Origin of the sequence: Pseudarthrobacter sp. 1C304, from assembly GCF_052245515.1 — a bacterium.
Classification (GTDB): domain Bacteria; phylum Actinomycetota; class Actinomycetes; order Actinomycetales; family Micrococcaceae; genus Arthrobacter.
Map to the genome: position 1 here is coordinate 621,585 of NZ_JBQQCH010000002.1, position 15,748 is coordinate 637,332.

At 69.0% G+C, this 15,748-nt stretch carries 15 protein-coding genes; 7 read left to right on the forward strand and 8 right to left on the reverse strand.

Annotation, left to right across the window (positions count from 1 at the left end; translation table 11 throughout):
* Positions 1 to 108: 108 nt before the first annotated feature.
* The 3 genes from ACTWQD_RS06915 (at position 109) to ACTWQD_RS06925 (ending at position 5,678) form a co-directional block, all read left to right on the forward strand.
* Positions 109 to 2,325, forward strand: coding sequence for a S9 family peptidase (locus ACTWQD_RS06915; RefSeq protein ID WP_443195402.1), 2,217 nt, complete (start codon positions 109 to 111; stop codon positions 2,323 to 2,325).
* A gap of 240 nt (positions 2,326 to 2,565) precedes the next feature.
* A complete protein-coding gene (locus ACTWQD_RS06920) occupies positions 2,566 to 3,219 on the forward strand; it encodes a peptidoglycan-binding protein (protein ID WP_443195403.1) in 654 nt (217 codons plus the stop codon).
* 8 nt (positions 3,220 to 3,227) lie between these two features.
* Positions 3,228 to 5,678, forward strand: coding sequence for a hypothetical protein (locus tag ACTWQD_RS06925; protein WP_443195404.1), 2,451 nt, complete (start codon positions 3,228 to 3,230; stop codon positions 5,676 to 5,678).
* Between the two features lie 357 nt (positions 5,679 to 6,035).
* Here ACTWQD_RS06925 and ACTWQD_RS06930 read toward each other — a convergent pair whose 3' ends face one another.
* Both ACTWQD_RS06930 and ACTWQD_RS06935 read right to left on the reverse strand, forming a co-directional pair.
* Positions 6,036 to 6,590: a GNAT family N-acetyltransferase gene (locus tag ACTWQD_RS06930; protein ID WP_443195405.1), complete on the reverse strand. Its 555-nt coding sequence runs from the start codon at positions 6,588 to 6,590 to the stop codon at positions 6,036 to 6,038.
* The gene (locus ACTWQD_RS06935; RefSeq protein ID WP_443195406.1) at positions 6,587 to 7,756 is read right to left on the reverse strand and encodes an acetate kinase; all 1,170 of its coding nucleotides are present in this window, start codon (positions 7,754 to 7,756) and stop codon (positions 6,587 to 6,589) included. Before ACTWQD_RS06935 ends, ACTWQD_RS06930 begins: the two co-directional genes overlap by 4 nt.
* A gap of 124 nt (positions 7,757 to 7,880) precedes the next feature.
* Here ACTWQD_RS06935 and ACTWQD_RS06940 point away from each other — a divergent pair, with 124 nt between their 5' ends.
* On the forward strand, positions 7,881 to 8,144 hold the full coding sequence (locus tag ACTWQD_RS06940) for a hypothetical protein (RefSeq protein ID WP_443195407.1): 264 nt from the start codon (positions 7,881 to 7,883) through the stop codon (positions 8,142 to 8,144).
* Between the two features lie 85 nt (positions 8,145 to 8,229).
* On the opposite strand, the gene pta is transcribed toward ACTWQD_RS06940, so the two are convergent.
* Positions 8,230 to 10,341, reverse strand: coding sequence for a phosphate acetyltransferase (gene pta / locus ACTWQD_RS06945; protein WP_443195408.1), 2,112 nt, complete (start codon positions 10,339 to 10,341; stop codon positions 8,230 to 8,232).
* Between the two features lie 265 nt (positions 10,342 to 10,606).
* Here pta and ACTWQD_RS06950 point away from each other — a divergent pair, with 265 nt between their 5' ends.
* From ACTWQD_RS06950 to ACTWQD_RS06960, 3 genes are all read left to right on the forward strand, one after another.
* A complete protein-coding gene (locus ACTWQD_RS06950; protein WP_443195409.1) occupies positions 10,607 to 11,137 on the forward strand; it encodes a hotdog fold thioesterase in 531 nt (176 codons plus the stop codon).
* Positions 11,138 to 11,153: 16 nt separating this feature from the next.
* Entirely contained in the window at positions 11,154 to 12,482 is a 1,329-nt protein-coding gene (gene paaK, locus ACTWQD_RS06955; RefSeq protein WP_443195410.1) for a phenylacetate--CoA ligase PaaK, read from the forward strand.
* 89 nt (positions 12,483 to 12,571) lie between these two features.
* The gene (locus tag ACTWQD_RS06960) at positions 12,572 to 13,177 is read left to right on the forward strand and encodes a TetR/AcrR family transcriptional regulator (protein ID WP_443195411.1); all 606 of its coding nucleotides are present in this window, start codon (positions 12,572 to 12,574) and stop codon (positions 13,175 to 13,177) included.
* 147 nt (positions 13,178 to 13,324) lie between these two features.
* Here the strand turns inward: ACTWQD_RS06960 and ACTWQD_RS06965 are convergent, their stop codons facing one another.
* The 5 genes from ACTWQD_RS06965 to ACTWQD_RS06985 form a co-directional block, all read right to left on the reverse strand.
* On the reverse strand, positions 13,325 to 13,942 hold the full coding sequence (locus ACTWQD_RS06965) for a hypothetical protein (RefSeq protein WP_443195412.1): 618 nt from the start codon (positions 13,940 to 13,942) through the stop codon (positions 13,325 to 13,327).
* A gap of 48 nt (positions 13,943 to 13,990) precedes the next feature.
* Positions 13,991 to 14,578, reverse strand: a complete 588-nt coding sequence (locus ACTWQD_RS06970; RefSeq protein ID WP_443195413.1) for a DUF6286 domain-containing protein — start codon at positions 14,576 to 14,578, stop codon at positions 13,991 to 13,993.
* Positions 14,575 to 15,027, reverse strand: coding sequence for an Asp23/Gls24 family envelope stress response protein (locus tag ACTWQD_RS06975; protein WP_443195414.1), 453 nt, complete (start codon positions 15,025 to 15,027; stop codon positions 14,575 to 14,577). The genes ACTWQD_RS06970 and ACTWQD_RS06975 overlap by 4 nt, the downstream gene beginning before the upstream one ends.
* A complete protein-coding gene (locus ACTWQD_RS06980) occupies positions 15,024 to 15,182 on the reverse strand; it encodes a hypothetical protein (protein ID WP_443195415.1) in 159 nt (52 codons plus the stop codon). Before ACTWQD_RS06980 ends, ACTWQD_RS06975 begins: the two co-directional genes overlap by 4 nt.
* Before the next feature lie 77 nt (positions 15,183 to 15,259).
* Positions 15,260 to 15,700: an Asp23/Gls24 family envelope stress response protein gene (locus ACTWQD_RS06985; RefSeq protein WP_443195539.1), complete on the reverse strand. Its 441-nt coding sequence runs from the start codon at positions 15,698 to 15,700 to the stop codon at positions 15,260 to 15,262.
* Positions 15,701 to 15,748: the final 48 nt, after the last annotated feature.

The window sequence follows — 15,748 nt, forward strand, 5'->3', positions numbered from 1 at the left end:
CGCCGGCACTCCAGCTCAGCTGGTCCCGTCGTCCTCCCTACACGACCCCCGCCACGCACGGCCGTCGCGCCAGCCCGCCGTCGGCCGCCCTGCCGGTAGATTGGAGCCATGACCCAGACTCCTGTGCAGCCCTCCCCGCAGCCCCCCGTCGCCAAGAAAATCCCTGCCCTCCGCACGCACCACGGTGATGCCTTTGAGGACAACTACGAGTGGCTGCGGGACAAGGAATCGGCTGAGGTTGTGCAGCTGCTCAAGGCCGAAAACGCCTACCAGGAGGCCGTCACCGCCCACCAGCAGCCGCTGCGCGAGGCCATCTTCGGCGAGATCAAGAGCCGCACCCAGGAGACGGACCTCTCCGTGCCCAACCGCAAGGACGGCTGGTGGTACTACACCCGCTCGGTGGAGGGCCAGGAGTACGGCATCCAGTGCCGCGTCCGGGCGCAGGACACCGGGGACCGCGTGGCCGACTGGACCCCTCCCGCCGTCGAAGTCGGTGTCCAGATCCCCGGCGAGGAGATCCTGCTGGACGGCAACGTGGAGGCGGAAGGCAAGCCGTTCTTCGCCGTCGGCGGGGCGGCCGTCACGGTCGACGGGAACCTGTACGCCTACGCCGTGGACAACGCCGGCGACGAGCGCTTCACACTGCGGATCAAGGACCTGCGCACCGGGGAGCTCCTGCCGGACGTGATTGAGAACGTCTTCTACGGCATCGCCTTCTCCCCCGACGGCACCCGGATCTTCTACACCGTGGTGGACGACTCGTGGCGGCCCTACCAGGTGAAGTCCCACGTGCTGGGGACGCCGGTGGCCGACGATGAGCTCGTCTATCAGGAGGACGACGTCGCCATGTGGCTGGGCTTCGAGCTCTCCGCCGACCGGCGGCACCTGGTGCTGAGCATCGGCTGCTCCGAGTTCAGCGAGACCCGGCTGCTGCGCTTCGACGCGCTCGACGCCGGGCTGACCACCGTGATCTCCCGGGACGAGCGCATCCTCTACGATGCGGAGCCGTTCCTGCTGGCGGACGACGCGGGCCGGGTCCAGGAGCGGATCCTGTTGACGCACAACAAGGACGCCATCAACTCGATGGTCTCCCTGGTGGACCCGGCCGAGCTCGCCAAGCCGGTCGCCGAGCAGCACTGGACCGCCGTCGTCGAACATTCCGACCTGGTCCGCGTCAACGGCGCCGGCGTCACCTCCACGCACCTGGTGGTCTCCGTCCGCAAGGACACCATCGAGCGGGTCCAGGTGCTGCCGCTGGCCGGGCTGGGCACGCCGGACCAGGGCGCGCCGGTGGAGCCCGCCTTCGACGAGGAGCTCTACACCGCGGGCGTGGCCGGCTCCGACTACGAGGCCCCCGTGATCCGGATGGGCTACACCTCCTACTTCACGCCGTCCCGGGTGTACGACTTTGTGCTGCCCACCGCGGAGCAGCCCGCCGGCGAGCTGCTGCTGCGGAAGGAAAGCCCCGTGCTCGGCGGCTACTCCGCCGCGGACTACGTCGCCACCCGCGAATGGGCGGAGGTCGCCGACGGCACCCGCATCCCGCTCTCCGTGCTGCGCCACGTCTCCGTGCAGCAGGATTCGACGGCGGCGGGCTTGGTGTACGGGTACGGCTCCTACGAGATGAGCATGGACCCAAGCTTCGGCATCCCGCGGCTCTCCCTGCTGGACCGCGGCATCGTGTTCGTGATCGCCCACATCCGCGGCGGCGGGGAACTGGGCCGGAACTGGTACGACACCGGCAAGAAGCTGCAGAAGAAGAACACCTTCACGGACTTCATCGCGGCCACCGACTGGCTGGCGGGCTCCGGCTGGGTGGACCCGGCCCGGATCGCGGCCATGGGCGGCTCCGCCGGCGGGCTGCTGATGGGCGCCGTGGCCAACCTGGCACCGGAGAAGTACGCGGCGATCGTGGCCGCCGTCCCGTTTGTGGACGCCCTCACCACCATCCTGGATCCCGAGCTGCCGCTCTCCGCGCTGGAGTGGGAGGAGTGGGGCAACCCCATCACCGACCGCGCCGTGTACGAGTACATGAAGTCGTACACCCCGTACGAGAACGTCCGTGCGGTGGCGTACCCCAAGATCGCGGCCGTCACCTCTTTTAACGACACCCGGGTGCTCTACGTGGAGCCGGCCAAGTGGGTGCAGCGGCTGCGCGAGCTCAACACGGGCAGCGAGCCGATCGTCATGAAGATCGAAATGGAGGGCGGCCACGGCGGCGCCTCCGGCCGGTACGTGCAGTGGAAGGAACGGGCGTGGGACTACGCGTTCGTGGCTGATTCCCTCGGCGCTACGGAGCTGCTGCCCGGGGCCGGGCTGAAGTAGCCGCCGCTCCGCGCTTCGGTCCCAGGTTCGCCGATCTACCGCAAATGGCCGCTATGAAACCCGTCATAGCGGCCATTCGCGTCAGGTCTACGAAGTTCCGGCTTCCCTGGGCGGGGGATTTTTCGGGAGTCATCTATCGATTAGATGATAATCATGCTTACTATTGACCCTGATCAGGCACGACGGTTAGAAACTGCTCAATGGGGGCAGCAGAATCCGTGCCGGAACTGGAGCTAAATCGTGAGCATTGAACAGGGAATGACCCCGCTGAGCGACGCCGAACTGATGGCCGAGGCAGGCACCGCCCTCCCGGACAAGGAAGTGGCCTCCGTCCTGGACCTCAACGCGGACCTGGACCTCGGCCTCAACGCCGCGGCACCCATTGACCTCGCCGTCGCAGCCAACGCCAACGTGGCCGCCCCGATCGACGCCGCAGCCTCGGCGAACATCCTGTCCTACGGCTCCGAAGCGCAGGCCCTTTCGGACCAGGGCGTGGTGATCAACCAGGGTATCGACGCCGACGCCAACGCCGACGCCGCGCAGGACAGCACCATCGACCAGGAGACCGGCAGCACCGACGGCGGCGACACGGGCACCACCGACACCACCGCCGAGGAGGGCGCCCTGCCCACCGACCTCGCAGGCGCGCTCAACTCCAACCTGCTCAACGTCAACGTGGACCTGGACGCGGCCGCCGACCTCGCCGCCCCGATCAACGGTGCCGTGGCCGCCAACGCCAACGTTGCCGCCCCGATCGACGCCGCCGTCGCAGCCAACATCGGCTCGATCGACAGCGATGCCTTCGCCGTGTCCCAGCAGGACGCCATCATCAACCAGAACATCACGGGCGAGGCCAACGCCTCCGCCGACCAGCAGTCCGACCTCCGGCAGTAGCACCCCGGATGAGCACCCCGCACGGCGGGCCGTCCCCGGACGGCCCGCCGCTTTCCCCTGCGCCGCAACGGTCCGCGCCGCCGTCGCCCGCCGCCGTCGAACCCTCCGACGGAACGCCTTCCGGTGCCGGGACCCCGACGGCGGCTGGCACCGCCACCGCCACCCAGCCGGCCCCTGCCTTGGCCGACGGCGTCCAGCTCCTCGGCGCGGCGCAGGGCTCCGGCTACCGCGAACCGCCGGCCCTGGTCCGCCGCGCCGACGGCCAGACCCTGCAGCTCACCCCGCTGCTGTATCAGGTCCTGGAGGCGGTGGACGGCACCCGCGGGCTGGAGGAAATCGCCAGCCACGCCAGCGCCGGGTCCGGCCGGCTGGTTAGCGCCGAGAACGTCCAGACGCTGATCGACACCCAGCTGCTGCCCCTGGGCCTGCTTCGGCTGGCCGACGGCTCGCAGCCCGAGGTCCGCAAGGCCGACCCGCTGCTGGGGATGAAGTTCCGCTACACCGTTACCGACCCCGAGCGCACCCGGCGCCTCACCGCGCCCTTCGCGGTGCTCTTCAGCCCGCTGATCGTGGTTTTGGTCACCGCCGGGTTCCTCGCCAGCTGTTGGTACGTGCTGATGGTCAAGGGCCTTGCCTCGGCCACCCACGAGGCCTTCGCCAACCCGGGCCTGGTGCTGCTCATCCTGCTGGTAACCGTGCTGTCCGCCGGGTTCCACGAATTCGGCCATGCCGCGGCCGCCCGCCGCGGCGGCGCCACCCCGGGCGCCATGGGCACCGGGCTCTACCTGATCTGGCCCGCGTTCTTCACCGACGTCACCGACTCCTACCGGCTAGGCCGGGCGGGCCGCATCCGCACCGACCTGGGCGGGCTCTACTTCAACGCGATCGTAGCCGTCGCCATCATGGGCCTCTGGTGGGCCACCGGCTTCGACGCGCTCCTGCTGGTGGTGGTGACCCAGGTGCTGCAGATGGTGCGGCAGCTCCTCCCGCTGGTGCGCTTTGACGGGTACCACATCCTGGCCGACGCCACCGGCGTTCCGGACCTCTTCCAGCGGATCAAGCCCACCCTGCTCAGCCTCCTGCCCTGGCGCCGGAAGGACCCCGAAGCGCAGGCCCTCAAGCCCTGGGCCCGCGCAGTGGTCACCGCATGGGTGCTCATCACGGTGCCGCTGCTGGCGTTCAGCCTGGTGATGATGGTGATTTCCCTGCCGCGGCTCCTCGGCACGGCGTGGGACAGCGGGCAGAAGCAGTACGCCATGTTCAACAGTGCCCTCGCCGACGGGGACATTGCCGGCGCGGCGGTGCGGATCCTGGCGATTGCCTGCGTGGCGCTGCCTGTGCTGGGCATCCTGTACATCCTGGCCCGGCTGGTCCGGCAGGTGGTGACGGCCCTGTGGACGAAGACCCGCGGCAAGGCCCTCCAGCGCGGAACCGCCCTCGCCGTCATGAGCGCCATGGTGGCCGGCCTCGCCTGGGCCTGGTGGCCCGGCGGCGAGACCTACCGCCCGGTGCAGCCCTACGAGCGGGGCACCCTGGCCGACGCCACCACCGCCATCTTCCCGGCCGGCGCCACCACCGGCATGCGGGAGGGCCAGGCCGGGCGGACCGTCGCCCTCTGGCCCGCCGGTACGGAGAAGCCCACCCGTGAAGATCCGCAGCTCAGCATGGTGCTGGTGCCGCGGGACGCCGGGACTGCCGCCGATGCGCCGTCGTGGGTGTTCCCCTTCGACCGCCCGGCCGCGGCGGAGGAGGACGGCAACCAGGCGCTGGCCGTCAACACCACGGACGGCTCCGTGGTCTACGACGTCGCCTTCGCTCTGGTGTGGGCCGACGACGGCGAGGACGTCACCACCCGCAACGAGGCCTACGCCTTCGCCAGCTGCGCGGACTGTTCCGCCGTGGCGGTGGGCTTCCAGGTGGTGCTGATTGTGGGCCAGGCCGATGTGGTGGTGCCGGAGAACCTCTCGGCCGCCGCGAATTACAACTGCCTCCGCTGCCTGACCTATGCCCTGGCGGACCAGCTGGTGCTCACCCTGGACGGGCCGCTGAGCGCGGACAGCACGTCGCGGCTGGCTGCGCTGTGGCAGGAGATTGCGGAGTTCGGCCGGACCCTGCAGGACGTGCCGCTGTCCGAGATCCAAGGCCGGCTGGATGCCTACAAGGCGCAGATCATGGAGGTCATCCGGAACGACCCCAGCGCCAAGCTTGGTGCCGCGTCCCCCGCTTCACCGGGTGCGTCGCCGGGCGCCAGCCAGACCGCGAGCCCCTCGGCCACACCGGGCGCTACTTCCGGGGCCACTCCCGGTGCCACGGCCACCGCGCCGGCGGCTACCTCCACCGCGACGGCACCGGCCACGGCACCCGCCGGACCGCAGCCCACGAGCACCGCGGGTACGGCCACAGCACCGGCGACCGTGACGCCGTCGCCCACCCCGACGGGCACAGCACCGGCACCGTAAGCGACGAGCAGGTTCATGACCGGCGACCCGGTTCCTGACCGGCGACGCGGTTCCTGACTGGCGACCCGCGAAAGGCCCAGCGCTACGTGTATAACGCGGCGCTGGGCCTTTTGCGCGTCATGGGACATTTGCCGCCGCGGAAATTGCCGGGGGAGATCGAACCGGGGGTTTGGCGGGCGCGTTTGCTGCGCCAACCTTCTCCCGGGCGACGACACTCCAGCCCAGTTACCCAGCTCCGGAGCCCCCAGCAACCCCGAAGAACCGCGGCACACCGCGGGCACATGGCAATGCCGCCGGGAGTAACTGGGCGGGAGCGTCGCGCCGCCGTCAGGAACACGCCCGCAGCGGGTCCTAGGCCTACCGGCGGGCCTTCCACTCGTGCTCGAGGATGGCGTAGACGACTTCCGTGGCCCACTTCCCTTTGTAGTGCCACTTGTCCACCTGGGTGGATTCGAGCCGCATGCCGAGGCGTTCGCAGAGGGCCGCGGAGTCCGTGTTGAGGGCGTCCAGCTTGGCGTCGATCCGGTGGAAGCCCAGCTCGCCGAAGCCCAGGTCCAGCAGGGCCGCGGCGGCCTCGGTGGCGATCCCCCGGCCGCGCGCACCCGGAGCAAGGCTCCAGCCGATCTCCGCCTGGCCGCGCCCCGGCAGCCACTTCAGCACCACCTCGCCCAGCAGGCCGGGCGAATCCGCGGCCTCGATGGCCAGGCAGATCCAGTCGCCCTCCTTCTCGAAAACGAAGTTGGCGTACTTGCCCACTGACTCCATCGACTTGGTGTAACTCTTCGCCTCCCCCGGCAGGAAGCGGGCGGTCGCGGGCAGCGAGTGGTAGGCGTGGAACGCGTCCAGGTCCCCGGCCTCGAAGCGGCGCAGCACCAACCGCCCGGTACGGATGGGCAGGTTTAGTTCCGTCACCGGGAGACCGAGGCGCCGGTGACGACGGCGGCCGTGGCCTCGGCGATGGCCCGCTCCTCGTCCGTGGGCACCACCAGCACCGGGATGGCCGACGACGGCGAGGAGATCACCCGGGGCTCCTTGGACCGCTCACGGTTCAGGCCGCCGTCGAGCTCCACACCCAGGGCACCCAGCCGCTCCGCCACGAGGGCGCGGAACTGGTGCGAGTTCTCCCCGATCCCGGCCGTAAAGACCAGGGCCTTCGCCCCGCCGACCGCCACGTGGTAGCCGCCGATGTACTTCGCCAGCCGGTAAGACGCGACGGCGAGCGCCATGGCAGCCTTCGCGTCGCCGGCCTCCGAGGCTTCCACCACGGAGCGCATGTCGTTGTTGCCGGCCAGGCCCTTGAGCCCCGACTGGCGGTTGAGCATGGCGTCGAGGTCCTCCGGGGACCAGCCGGCCCGGCCGAGGAAGACCAGGATGGAGGGGTCCAGGTCGCCGGAGCGGGTGCCCATCACCAGGCCTTCCAGTGGGGTGAAGCCCATGGAGGTGTCCACGGACTGGCCGCCGCGGATGGCCGTGACCGAGGCCCCGTTGCCCAGGTGGGCGATGACGGCGTCGAACTCGTCCACCGGGACGTCCAGCAGCGCCGCGGCCCGGTGCGCCACGTATTCGTGGGAGGTGCCGTGGAAGCCGTAGCGGCGGATCCCGTGGTTGGTGTAGAGCTCGTCCGGCACCGCGTAGCGCCAGGCGTGCTCCGGCAGGGTGCGGTGGAAGGCGGTGTCGAACACGGCCACCTGCGGCATGTCCGGCCACTTCTTCGAGATGGCGCGGATGCCGAGCACGTTCGCCGGGTTGTGCAGGGGCGCCAGCGGGTTGAGCCGTTCAATGGCGCGGGTGATCTCGTTGTTGACCAGGACCGGCTCGGCGAAGCGCTCGCCGCCGTGTACCACCCGGTGCCCGACGGCGTCGAGCGTCCGGCTGCCCAGGGCCTGGTGGATCTCGGCGTCCACCTGCTCCAGCGCCTCCGCGTGGTCGCGGGGGCCTTCGACCTGGCCGTCGCCCTCCCCGCCGTTGCCCATCCCAATCTTCTCGACCAGCCCTTCGGCAAGGACGCTGCCGGCCTCCACATCGCGGACCTGGTACTTCAGTGAGGACGAGCCTGAGTTGATGACGAGGACGAGCACTGGGCCTCCTAAGCCTTGTGGCTGCAGCGGTGTTCGGTGGAGGTTCGATCGTATCGCCATTGCATCGGGCTCGGCTGGCGCTTAGAGTCGGCGGACCAGTGCCGCAACCCACGAAGGGACTTCCGTGACCGAGAACGCCACCCAGCCTGAGGGCACCGAACCGGACACCAACAAGACCGACGCCGGGTCCGGGACCAAGGATCCCACCGGCGTCGAGGGCGCCAACCCGGCCCTGGACGACACCGGAAACTACAAGGCCGCCGAGGTGGGCGAGTCCCCCGAGCCGCCGGAGAACGTGGAGGACCTGGACCTCACGCCGGAAGGGCTGGCGGATGAGCCGGCCAAGGAGGAAGACCCGGAAAGCCCGGCGGAGCCGGAGAACAGCTAGCCGGAAAACAGCTGACTGATCAGCACACCAAAGGGCGACGCCGGCACCCACCCGGGTACCGGCGTCGCCCTTTCTGTGCGCCTGGCTACGCGCGGGCGCCTGCCGCGGCGGGCTCGACGGCGGGCTCCACCGACTGCGCCTGCACGGCGGTGATGGCCACGGTGTTCACGATGTCCTCCACCGTGCAGCCGCGGGAGAGATCGTTCACCGGCTTGCGCAGCCCCTGCAGGACGGGCCCGACGGCCACCGCGCCGGAGGACTGCTGCACCGCCTTGTAGGTGTTGTTGCCCGTGTTGAGGTCCGGGAAGATGAACACCGTGGCCTGCCCGGCCACGGAGGAGCCGGGCATTTTGGACTGCGCGATCGCGGCGTCCACGGCGGCGTCGTACTGGATGGGACCCTCGACGGCGAGGTCCGGGCGGCGCGTCTTCACCACGTCGGTGGCCTGCCGCACCTTGTCCACCGCCTCGCCGCTGCCGGAGCCGCCGGTGGAGTAGGACAGCATGGCCACCCGGGGGTCCACGCCGAACTGCGTGGCGGTCTCGGCCGAGGCCAGCGCGATGTCCGCCAGCTGCTCGGCGTTCGGGTCCGGGTTGACCGCGCAGTCGCCGTACACCAGCACCCGGTCCGGCATCAGCATCAGGAACACCGAGGAGACGATCTTCACGCCGTCGCGGGTCTTGACGAACTCCAGTGCCGGGCGGATGGTGTGGGCCGTGGTGTGCGCGGCGCCGGAGACCATGCCGTCCACCACCCCCAGCTGCACCATCATGGTGCCGAAGTAGCTGCCGTCCAGCATGACCTCCAGGGCCCGGGCCAGGTCCACGCCCTTGTGCGCGCGCAGCTCCGCGTACTTCTCGGCAAACTGCTGGCGCAGCTCGGACGTGGCGGGGTCCACGATGGTGATGCCGGAAATGTCGATGCCCTGGGTGGACGCCAGTTCCCGCACTTCCGATTCCCTGCCCAGAATGGTGAGGTCGCAGACGTCCCGGCGATGCAGGATCTCCGCGGCGCGCAGGATCCGCACGTCATTGCCTTCGGGCAGCACAATGTGCCGGCGCTGCAGCCGCGCCCGCTCGATCAGGTCGTGCAGGAACCGCAGCGGCGTCATCCGCTCCAGCCGCGGCAGGTGCAGGCGCTCCACCAGCTCCGCCTCGTCCACGCGCTTGGCCCACAGCCCCAACGCCGAGGCCACCTTCCGGCGGTGCCCGGACCAGATCTCGCTGCGGACCTCGGAGACCTGCTTCGCGGTGGTGTACGTGTCATCCGGGCCGGCGAACACGGGGAACGGCGCCTGCGCCAGCAACGAATAGATGTTGGGGTCCGGGGCCAGGCCGCCGGTGAGGATCAGCGCCGACGGCACCGGGAACTCCGGCGAGAACGACGACGCCAGGCACGCCACCATCACGTCGGCACGGTCGCCCGGGACGATCACCAGCGCGCCGTCGTCGAGCACGTGCAGGAAGTTGGCCACGTTCATGGCCGCCACCTTGATGGACCGGACGTCACGCTCCATGTCCTGGCGGCCGGCCACCTGGCGGATCCCCAGGGCCGCGGCCACCTCGCCGGTGGTGGGCCGGGCAATGTCCTCCAGCTCCGGGAAGACGTACACGGGCCGGCCGGACGCGCCGGGCTTCACGGCGGCCACAATCCCGTCCACGTCCTCCGGATCGGCGCGGTTCACCATGATGGCCAGCAGGCTGCAGCGCTCCGCCGCCAGTTCCTTCCGGGCCACCTCGACGGCGTCCGCGGCCTCCTCGACGGTGCGCCCCTTCGCGCCCACCACGGCCACCACGGAGGCGGCCAGGTTGTTCGCGAGCCGGGCATTGAGATCGAATTCGACGGCGGCGTCCTGGCCGGTGAGGTCGGTGCCCTCCACGATCACCACGTCGCAGTGGCGGGACATCTCGGCGAAAATCTCCACGCACCGGGCGTCGATCTCCGCCCGGTTCCCCTCGGCCAAGAGCCCGCGGACCTCGGCGAAGGTCAGGCCGCCGCGGCAGCGGTTGTCATCGAGGTCGAACCGGGCCTTCATGAGGGCCACCATCGGGTCCGAGGCGGCGTCGGAACCGTGGACCACCGGCTTGAAGAAGCCGATCCGGTCCGCGTGCCGGTGCAGCGTGTCCGCCAGCCCCAGCGCGATCAGCGACTTTCCGGATCCCGGTGTGGTCGCGCTGACGTAGATCCCCTTGGCCATGGCCCGCCCTTTGCTGTGGAGGAATGCTTCCCTCCCAGCCTACTTTCTCTTTGCGTTTCTCTTCGCGGGGGTGCCGGCGACGGGGCTGCGGTGCTGCGGGATTTCCGGCCGGGTCTTTTGCCGGACCCGGTCCGGAGTTTTGCCGGATTTCTGCCGTTCGGCGGGCCTCCGACGAGAGCTTCACAAGCCCGCCAGCTCTTGACAGTGGCACCCAAATGGGATTACCTAATGAACATTCGGTAAATAAAGCTGGAGGCAATGACGCATGGCTGAACTGACGATTTCCGGGCTCGCCCACCCCATCCTTAAAGACGACTATGCCTCGGAGTGGATGGGCATCGAAGTGGTGGCCCTGGACGACGGGCATGCCACCATCCGCATGACGCTCCGGCGGGAAATGCTCAACGGCTTCGGCATGGCCCACGGCGGAATGATCTTCGCCTTCGGCGACACCGCGTTCGCGCTGGCCTGCAACCAGACAAACCCCACCCCGGCGGACGAGAACAACATCACCGTGGCGTCCGGCGTCGACATCAACTTCCTCAAGCCGGCGTTCCGCGGCCAGGTGCTTACCGCCGTCGCGAACCGACGCGCCAGCACGGGACGCAGCGGCCTCTACGACATCCAGATTTACGCCGCCGATCCTGCAGACGCACCCGCGGCGCCGGCATCCGGCGCCGTGCTTTCCAGCTCGGCACCCGCCGCCACCGTTCCGGGCGAACTCCCCACCGACACCGCCCCGGGCGAACTCGTCGCCGAGTTCCGCGGCCGCAGCCGCACCATCTCCAAGAAATAGAAACAGGGAACCCCAGATGACCCAAGAAACCGTCGCCCCCGCCAGCGAAGCCGTCCTGGACCGCGAAGAAACCATCTCCCGCGACGAGCTCGAGGCCTTGCAGCTCAGCCGCCTGCAGCACACCGTGGCGTACGCCTACGACCGCGTCCCCCTGTACAAGCGCAAGTTCGACGAGGCCGGCGTGCACCCCACGGACCTCCGCGAGCTCTCCGACCTGGGCAAATTCCCCTTCACCACCAAGGAAGACCTCCGCCTGGAGTACCCCTTCGGCATGTTCGCCGTGCCGCAGCACGAGGTGGCCCGCATCCACGCCAGTTCCGGCACCACTGGCCGCGCCACCGTGGTCGGCTACACCAAGAAGGACCTCGAGGACTGGGCCAAGCTGGTGGCACGTTCGCTGCGCGCCTCCGGCGTCCGCCCCGGCATGAAGGTCCACAACGCTTACGGCTACGGCCTCTTCACCGGCGGTCTTGGCGCCCACGGCGGCGCCGAGGCCCTGGGCTGCACGGTCATCCCCATCTCCGGCGGCCAGACCGAGCGCCAGATCACGCTCATCCAGGACTTCAAGCCGGACGCTATCCTGGCCACGCCCACGTACCTGCTCACCATCGCCGATGCCATGATGAAGCAGGGCATCGACCCCGCCTCCACCTCGCTCAAGTACGCCGTCCTCGGCGCCGAGCCGTGGACCGAGGAGATGCGCCACGAGCTCGAGACCACCATGAACATCAAGGCCTGCGACATCTACGGCCTCTCCGAGGTCATGGGCCCGGGCGTGGCCGGCGAAGCCGTGGAGACCCAGGACGGCAGCCACATCTGGGAGGACCACTTCCGCCCCGAAATCATCGACGCGTTCGACCCCTCCAGGGTCTTGGGCGACGGCGAACACGGCGAGCTGGTCTTCACCTCCCTCACCAAGGAGGCGCTGCCCATCATCCGGTACCGCACCAAGGACCTCACCCGCCTGCTGCCCGGCACGGCCCGCCCCGCGCACCGCCGCATGGGCCGCATCACCGGCCGCAGCGACGACATGATCATCCTGCGCGGCGTCAACCTGTTCCCGTCGCAGATCGAGGAGATCGCCCTGCGCATCCCCGAACTGAGCCCGCACTTCCAGCTCGAGCTCACCCGCCCCGAAGGCCAGCGGATGGACCAGCTGACTGTCCGGATCGAACGCCGCGAGACCGTCTCGGTGGAGGGTGTGGCGTCCGCCGCCAAGGTCCTGCAGCAGCAGATCAAGATCCACGTCGGCTCCTCCTGCGCCGTCGACGTCGTCGAGCCCGGCTCCCTGGAGCGGTCCAACGGCAAGCTGCGCCGGATCTACGACCTGCGTCCCAAGGCCTGACCCATCCCGTCCAGCCCCGGTGGCCCGCCTGCGATGCCAGGCCGGCCACCGGGGCTGACCGATCTCCTGATCGTGAGAAAATAGCCACTATGTCCCCCACAGCAGCAACCACCAAACGCGGCCGCCCCGGTTACGACCAGCAGTCGGTCCTGGTGATCGCTGTGGACGTTTTCAACCGCCACGGCTACGACGCCACGTCCATGGGGATCCTGGCCGAGAACCTGGGCATCTCCAAGTCCGCCATTTACCACCATGTCCCGTCCAAGGGGGACCTCCTGAAGCTGGCGCTGGACCACGCCCTGGGCGGGCTCGAGGCCATCCTGGAACAGCCGCAAGCCACCACCGGCAGCGCCGAGGCCCGGCTGGAGTTCGTCCTCCGCGAGACCATCTCGGTGCTGGTGGACCGGCTTCCGTTCGTCACGCTGCTGCTGCGGCTGCGCGGCAACACGGAGATCGAGCGCGACGCGATGGAACGCCGGCGCACGTTCGACCACAAGGTCGCTGCGCTGATCTCCGCCGCCCGTGACGAGGGCTCGCTCCGCAAGGACATCGACCCCCGCACCGTCACCCGGCTCCTCTTCGGCACCATCAACTCGATCGTTGAGTGGTACAAGCCCGGCGGTTCCCTCTCCCCCGAGAAGCTGGCGGACGACATCATCACCATGGCCTTCCACGGGCTCCACGTCCCGCAGTAGGCCGCGCGCCGTTCGCGGCGTCCGCGCACGACGGCGGTCCGGGGGCACTATGAGCGCGGCGACAGTGGCTTCGTGGCCAAATCCCGGCGTATCTGTGTCAATGTGCCCCTGCCCGGCCGGCGTTCCGACCGCGCCGTGCCCGCGTTGCTAGTGCAAGACAGTCCCCGTGGAATGCACCACGGTTCCGGTGCTTTGGGTTCGCCCGCTGACGTCGATCTGCAGCTGGCTGCGCTGCAGGGGCGCTTCCAGCGCGGAGGAGAGCTCCGGTAGCGTGGATGATTGAATGCGGTGGATGAGGTCCTGGACGTCGGCCCTGTCATTGACCGTCACCCTCAGGCTCAGGTCGGCAGCTCTGGCTGTTCCCCGCAGCAGGGCCGCGGAAGTGACGACGCCGGGCAGGTTGTTGATCCGGCTTTCAACGGCGGTGGCGAGGACGGACGAGTCGCAGAGGGTGAATCCCTGGCTGCCGTCATCATGGAGGCGATAGGCGGCGGCCCTGTTTTTCCTCGGGATCTGGGCGATTATCCACAGCAGCCCCAGCACCCCCATGATCACACCGATGATCAGTATGACGGCCACCACCCACGGCTGGGCGAAGAACGCGTGCAGGTCGCCGGTGACGACGGACTCCCAAAAGCGGGCGGTGTTCAAAAGGGCATGCAGCGTCCCGTTGGACTGCAGGAGCAGTGCGGTGCCGGCAACAAGGGCAAGGATGCCGAGAATGGCCAGCCAGGTCCGGTTCAGGGTTCCTGCGGTTTGTCTCATCGGAAACCATCCTTCAAATAGTCGCTGCGGGCGGGTGCGCGAATGGTCTCAGTCTCTGGACCGGACCGTGGCCGTCACCTGCGGAACCGGGGAGAGCCCGGTTTCTTCCAGACGGGCACGGACAGCGTCGGTGATCCTGGCACGCAGGTCGCCGGGCTCGTGCAGGGAGGTCGTCACGTTGAGGTGGACGCGCCGGGTGGTGGCTGTCGCTGCGGCCGAGCCGACGCCGTCGATCTGGAGGCATCGGGCTTTCGCCAGGCGGGCGACGGCGCGGCGGGTCATCACTGTTTCCCGCTCCTGCACCGGCGGCTCCCCAGCCCCGGCGCCGCTGCGGGAATCATCGATGGTAAGGGCATTGAACCCTCCGGGAATGAAGGCGCACAGCAACAGGACCACCCCCGCCACCACCGCGGCTATCCCGATCTGCTGGATGGCGGGGTCATTCCACGCCAGCACGGCGAGCCAGTCACGTGGTCCCTGCAGCAGGGTGGGCCACGTGCCGTTGGCCAGCCGGGTGATGGCCGACCAGGCCAAGGCGACGCCGGCGGCCAGGAGCAGGGTTCCGGCGATGATTGACGGGATGGCGCGGCTGGGCCGGTGCCGCAGGCGCGAGGACCGCTGGCCGTCCCGGCTCATAGCAACTTCCTTCGTCCGTTGGTGTCGGTGGTCAGCCACGAGATCCTGATGTCGACTTGTCGGACGTCAACTCCGGTCAGCTCTGTCACTCTGGTCCTGATCCGGCCGCGCAGGGCCTCGGTGGCCTGGCGTAACGGCACCGGATACGGCATCCCGACCTCGACGCTTAGAGTCGCGATGTTCCCGCTGAGTACCACTGATGCCTTGGGCCGGGTGGAGAGATCAGCGCGGGTTCCGACGCCCAGAAATCCGCCGGAGGAACCGCCGGCGGAGGATTCGTCGCTGGCCACCTGGGCGGCAATTTTCTCTATCACCCTTGCCGCCAGGACGGTCTGCCCCCGTGTGCCCGCCTCGACCAAGTCCGAACCGGCGTCCCCGGACTCGGGCAAGGACCCGCCCCCGGCCCCGCCCCCGGGCAAGGGCAGGGCGTGGGCTCCTGGCGGGTTCATCGGCTCGAGGCTCTACCGAACAGGGCCTGCACGTCGAGTTTTCCTTCCGCGACCCGGCCGACCAGCAGTCCGATAAAACCGAGGATCACCGCGGACAGCAGCGCCACCCAGCCGCCGAAGCCCAGAACGATTCCCAGCACTAGTCCTATCGTCATGCACCAACGTGTAGTAGACATAGCCATCCTTTTTCCTCATCGTCCCGTTCCCCTTGGCGGAGGATTCTGACGGGCAGTTACTGCAGTTGGGTCTTCTGGACCTGCTGGTCGTCGTGTTCCTCTTCGGGCAGGTGGACATCGGTAACGTTGACGTTCACCTCGATCACTTCCAGCCCGGTGGCGCGCTCAACGGACTGGATGATGTTGCGGCGGATGCCCTGGCTGACCTCCACCACGGAGAACCCGTAGTCGACGACGATGGAGACATCGATGGCTGTCTGACGTTCGCCCTTTTCCACGCTGACGCCGCCGCTGACATTGGTCTGGGAACCGGGAATGCGTTCCGTCAGTGCGCTGAACGCCCGGCGGCCGGCACTGCCCATGGCATACACACCGGGAACCTCGCGGGTCGCTATGCCAGCCAACTTCTGCACCACGGTTTCCTCGATCGTGGTGTCGCCGCGGTCGGTGTGCAGTGCGTCCCTTGCCTTCACTTGTTCCAGCGCGCCGCCGCGCATCTGCTCGTCGGGTGTGGCCATGACGCCGCTGGCAGTTCCGGGGGTTTT

Bases quoted from the DNA above. Each gene is read 5' to 3' on its own strand.
- ACTWQD_RS06970 (WP_443195413.1), bottom strand. From the start codon at position 14,578: ATGAGCCGGGACGGCCAGCGGTCCTCGCGCCTGCGGCACCGGCCCAGC.
- ACTWQD_RS06980 (WP_443195415.1), bottom strand. From the start codon at position 15,182: ATGACGATAGGACTAGTGCTGGGAATCGTTCTGGGCTTCGGCGGCTGG.
- ACTWQD_RS06975 (WP_443195414.1), bottom strand. From the start codon at position 15,027: ATGAACCCGCCAGGAGCCCACGCCCTGCCCTTGCCCGGGGGCGGGGCC.
- pta (WP_443195408.1), bottom strand. From the start codon at position 10,341: ATGGCCAAGGGGATCTACGTCAGCGCGACCACACCGGGATCCGGAAAG.
- ACTWQD_RS06915 (WP_443195402.1), top strand. From the start codon at position 109: ATGACCCAGACTCCTGTGCAGCCCTCCCCGCAGCCCCCCGTCGCCAAG.
- ACTWQD_RS06925 (WP_443195404.1), top strand. From the start codon at position 3,228: ATGAGCACCCCGCACGGCGGGCCGTCCCCGGACGGCCCGCCGCTTTCC.
- paaK (WP_443195410.1), top strand. From the start codon at position 11,154: ATGACCCAAGAAACCGTCGCCCCCGCCAGCGAAGCCGTCCTGGACCGC.
- ACTWQD_RS06985 (WP_443195539.1), bottom strand. From the start codon at position 15,700: ATGCGCGGCGGCGCGCTGGAACAAGTGAAGGCAAGGGACGCACTGCAC.
- ACTWQD_RS06965 (WP_443195412.1), bottom strand. From the start codon at position 13,942: ATGAGACAAACCGCAGGAACCCTGAACCGGACCTGGCTGGCCATTCTC.
- ACTWQD_RS06960 (WP_443195411.1), top strand. From the start codon at position 12,572: ATGTCCCCCACAGCAGCAACCACCAAACGCGGCCGCCCCGGTTACGAC.
- ACTWQD_RS06950 (WP_443195409.1), top strand. From the start codon at position 10,607: ATGGCTGAACTGACGATTTCCGGGCTCGCCCACCCCATCCTTAAAGAC.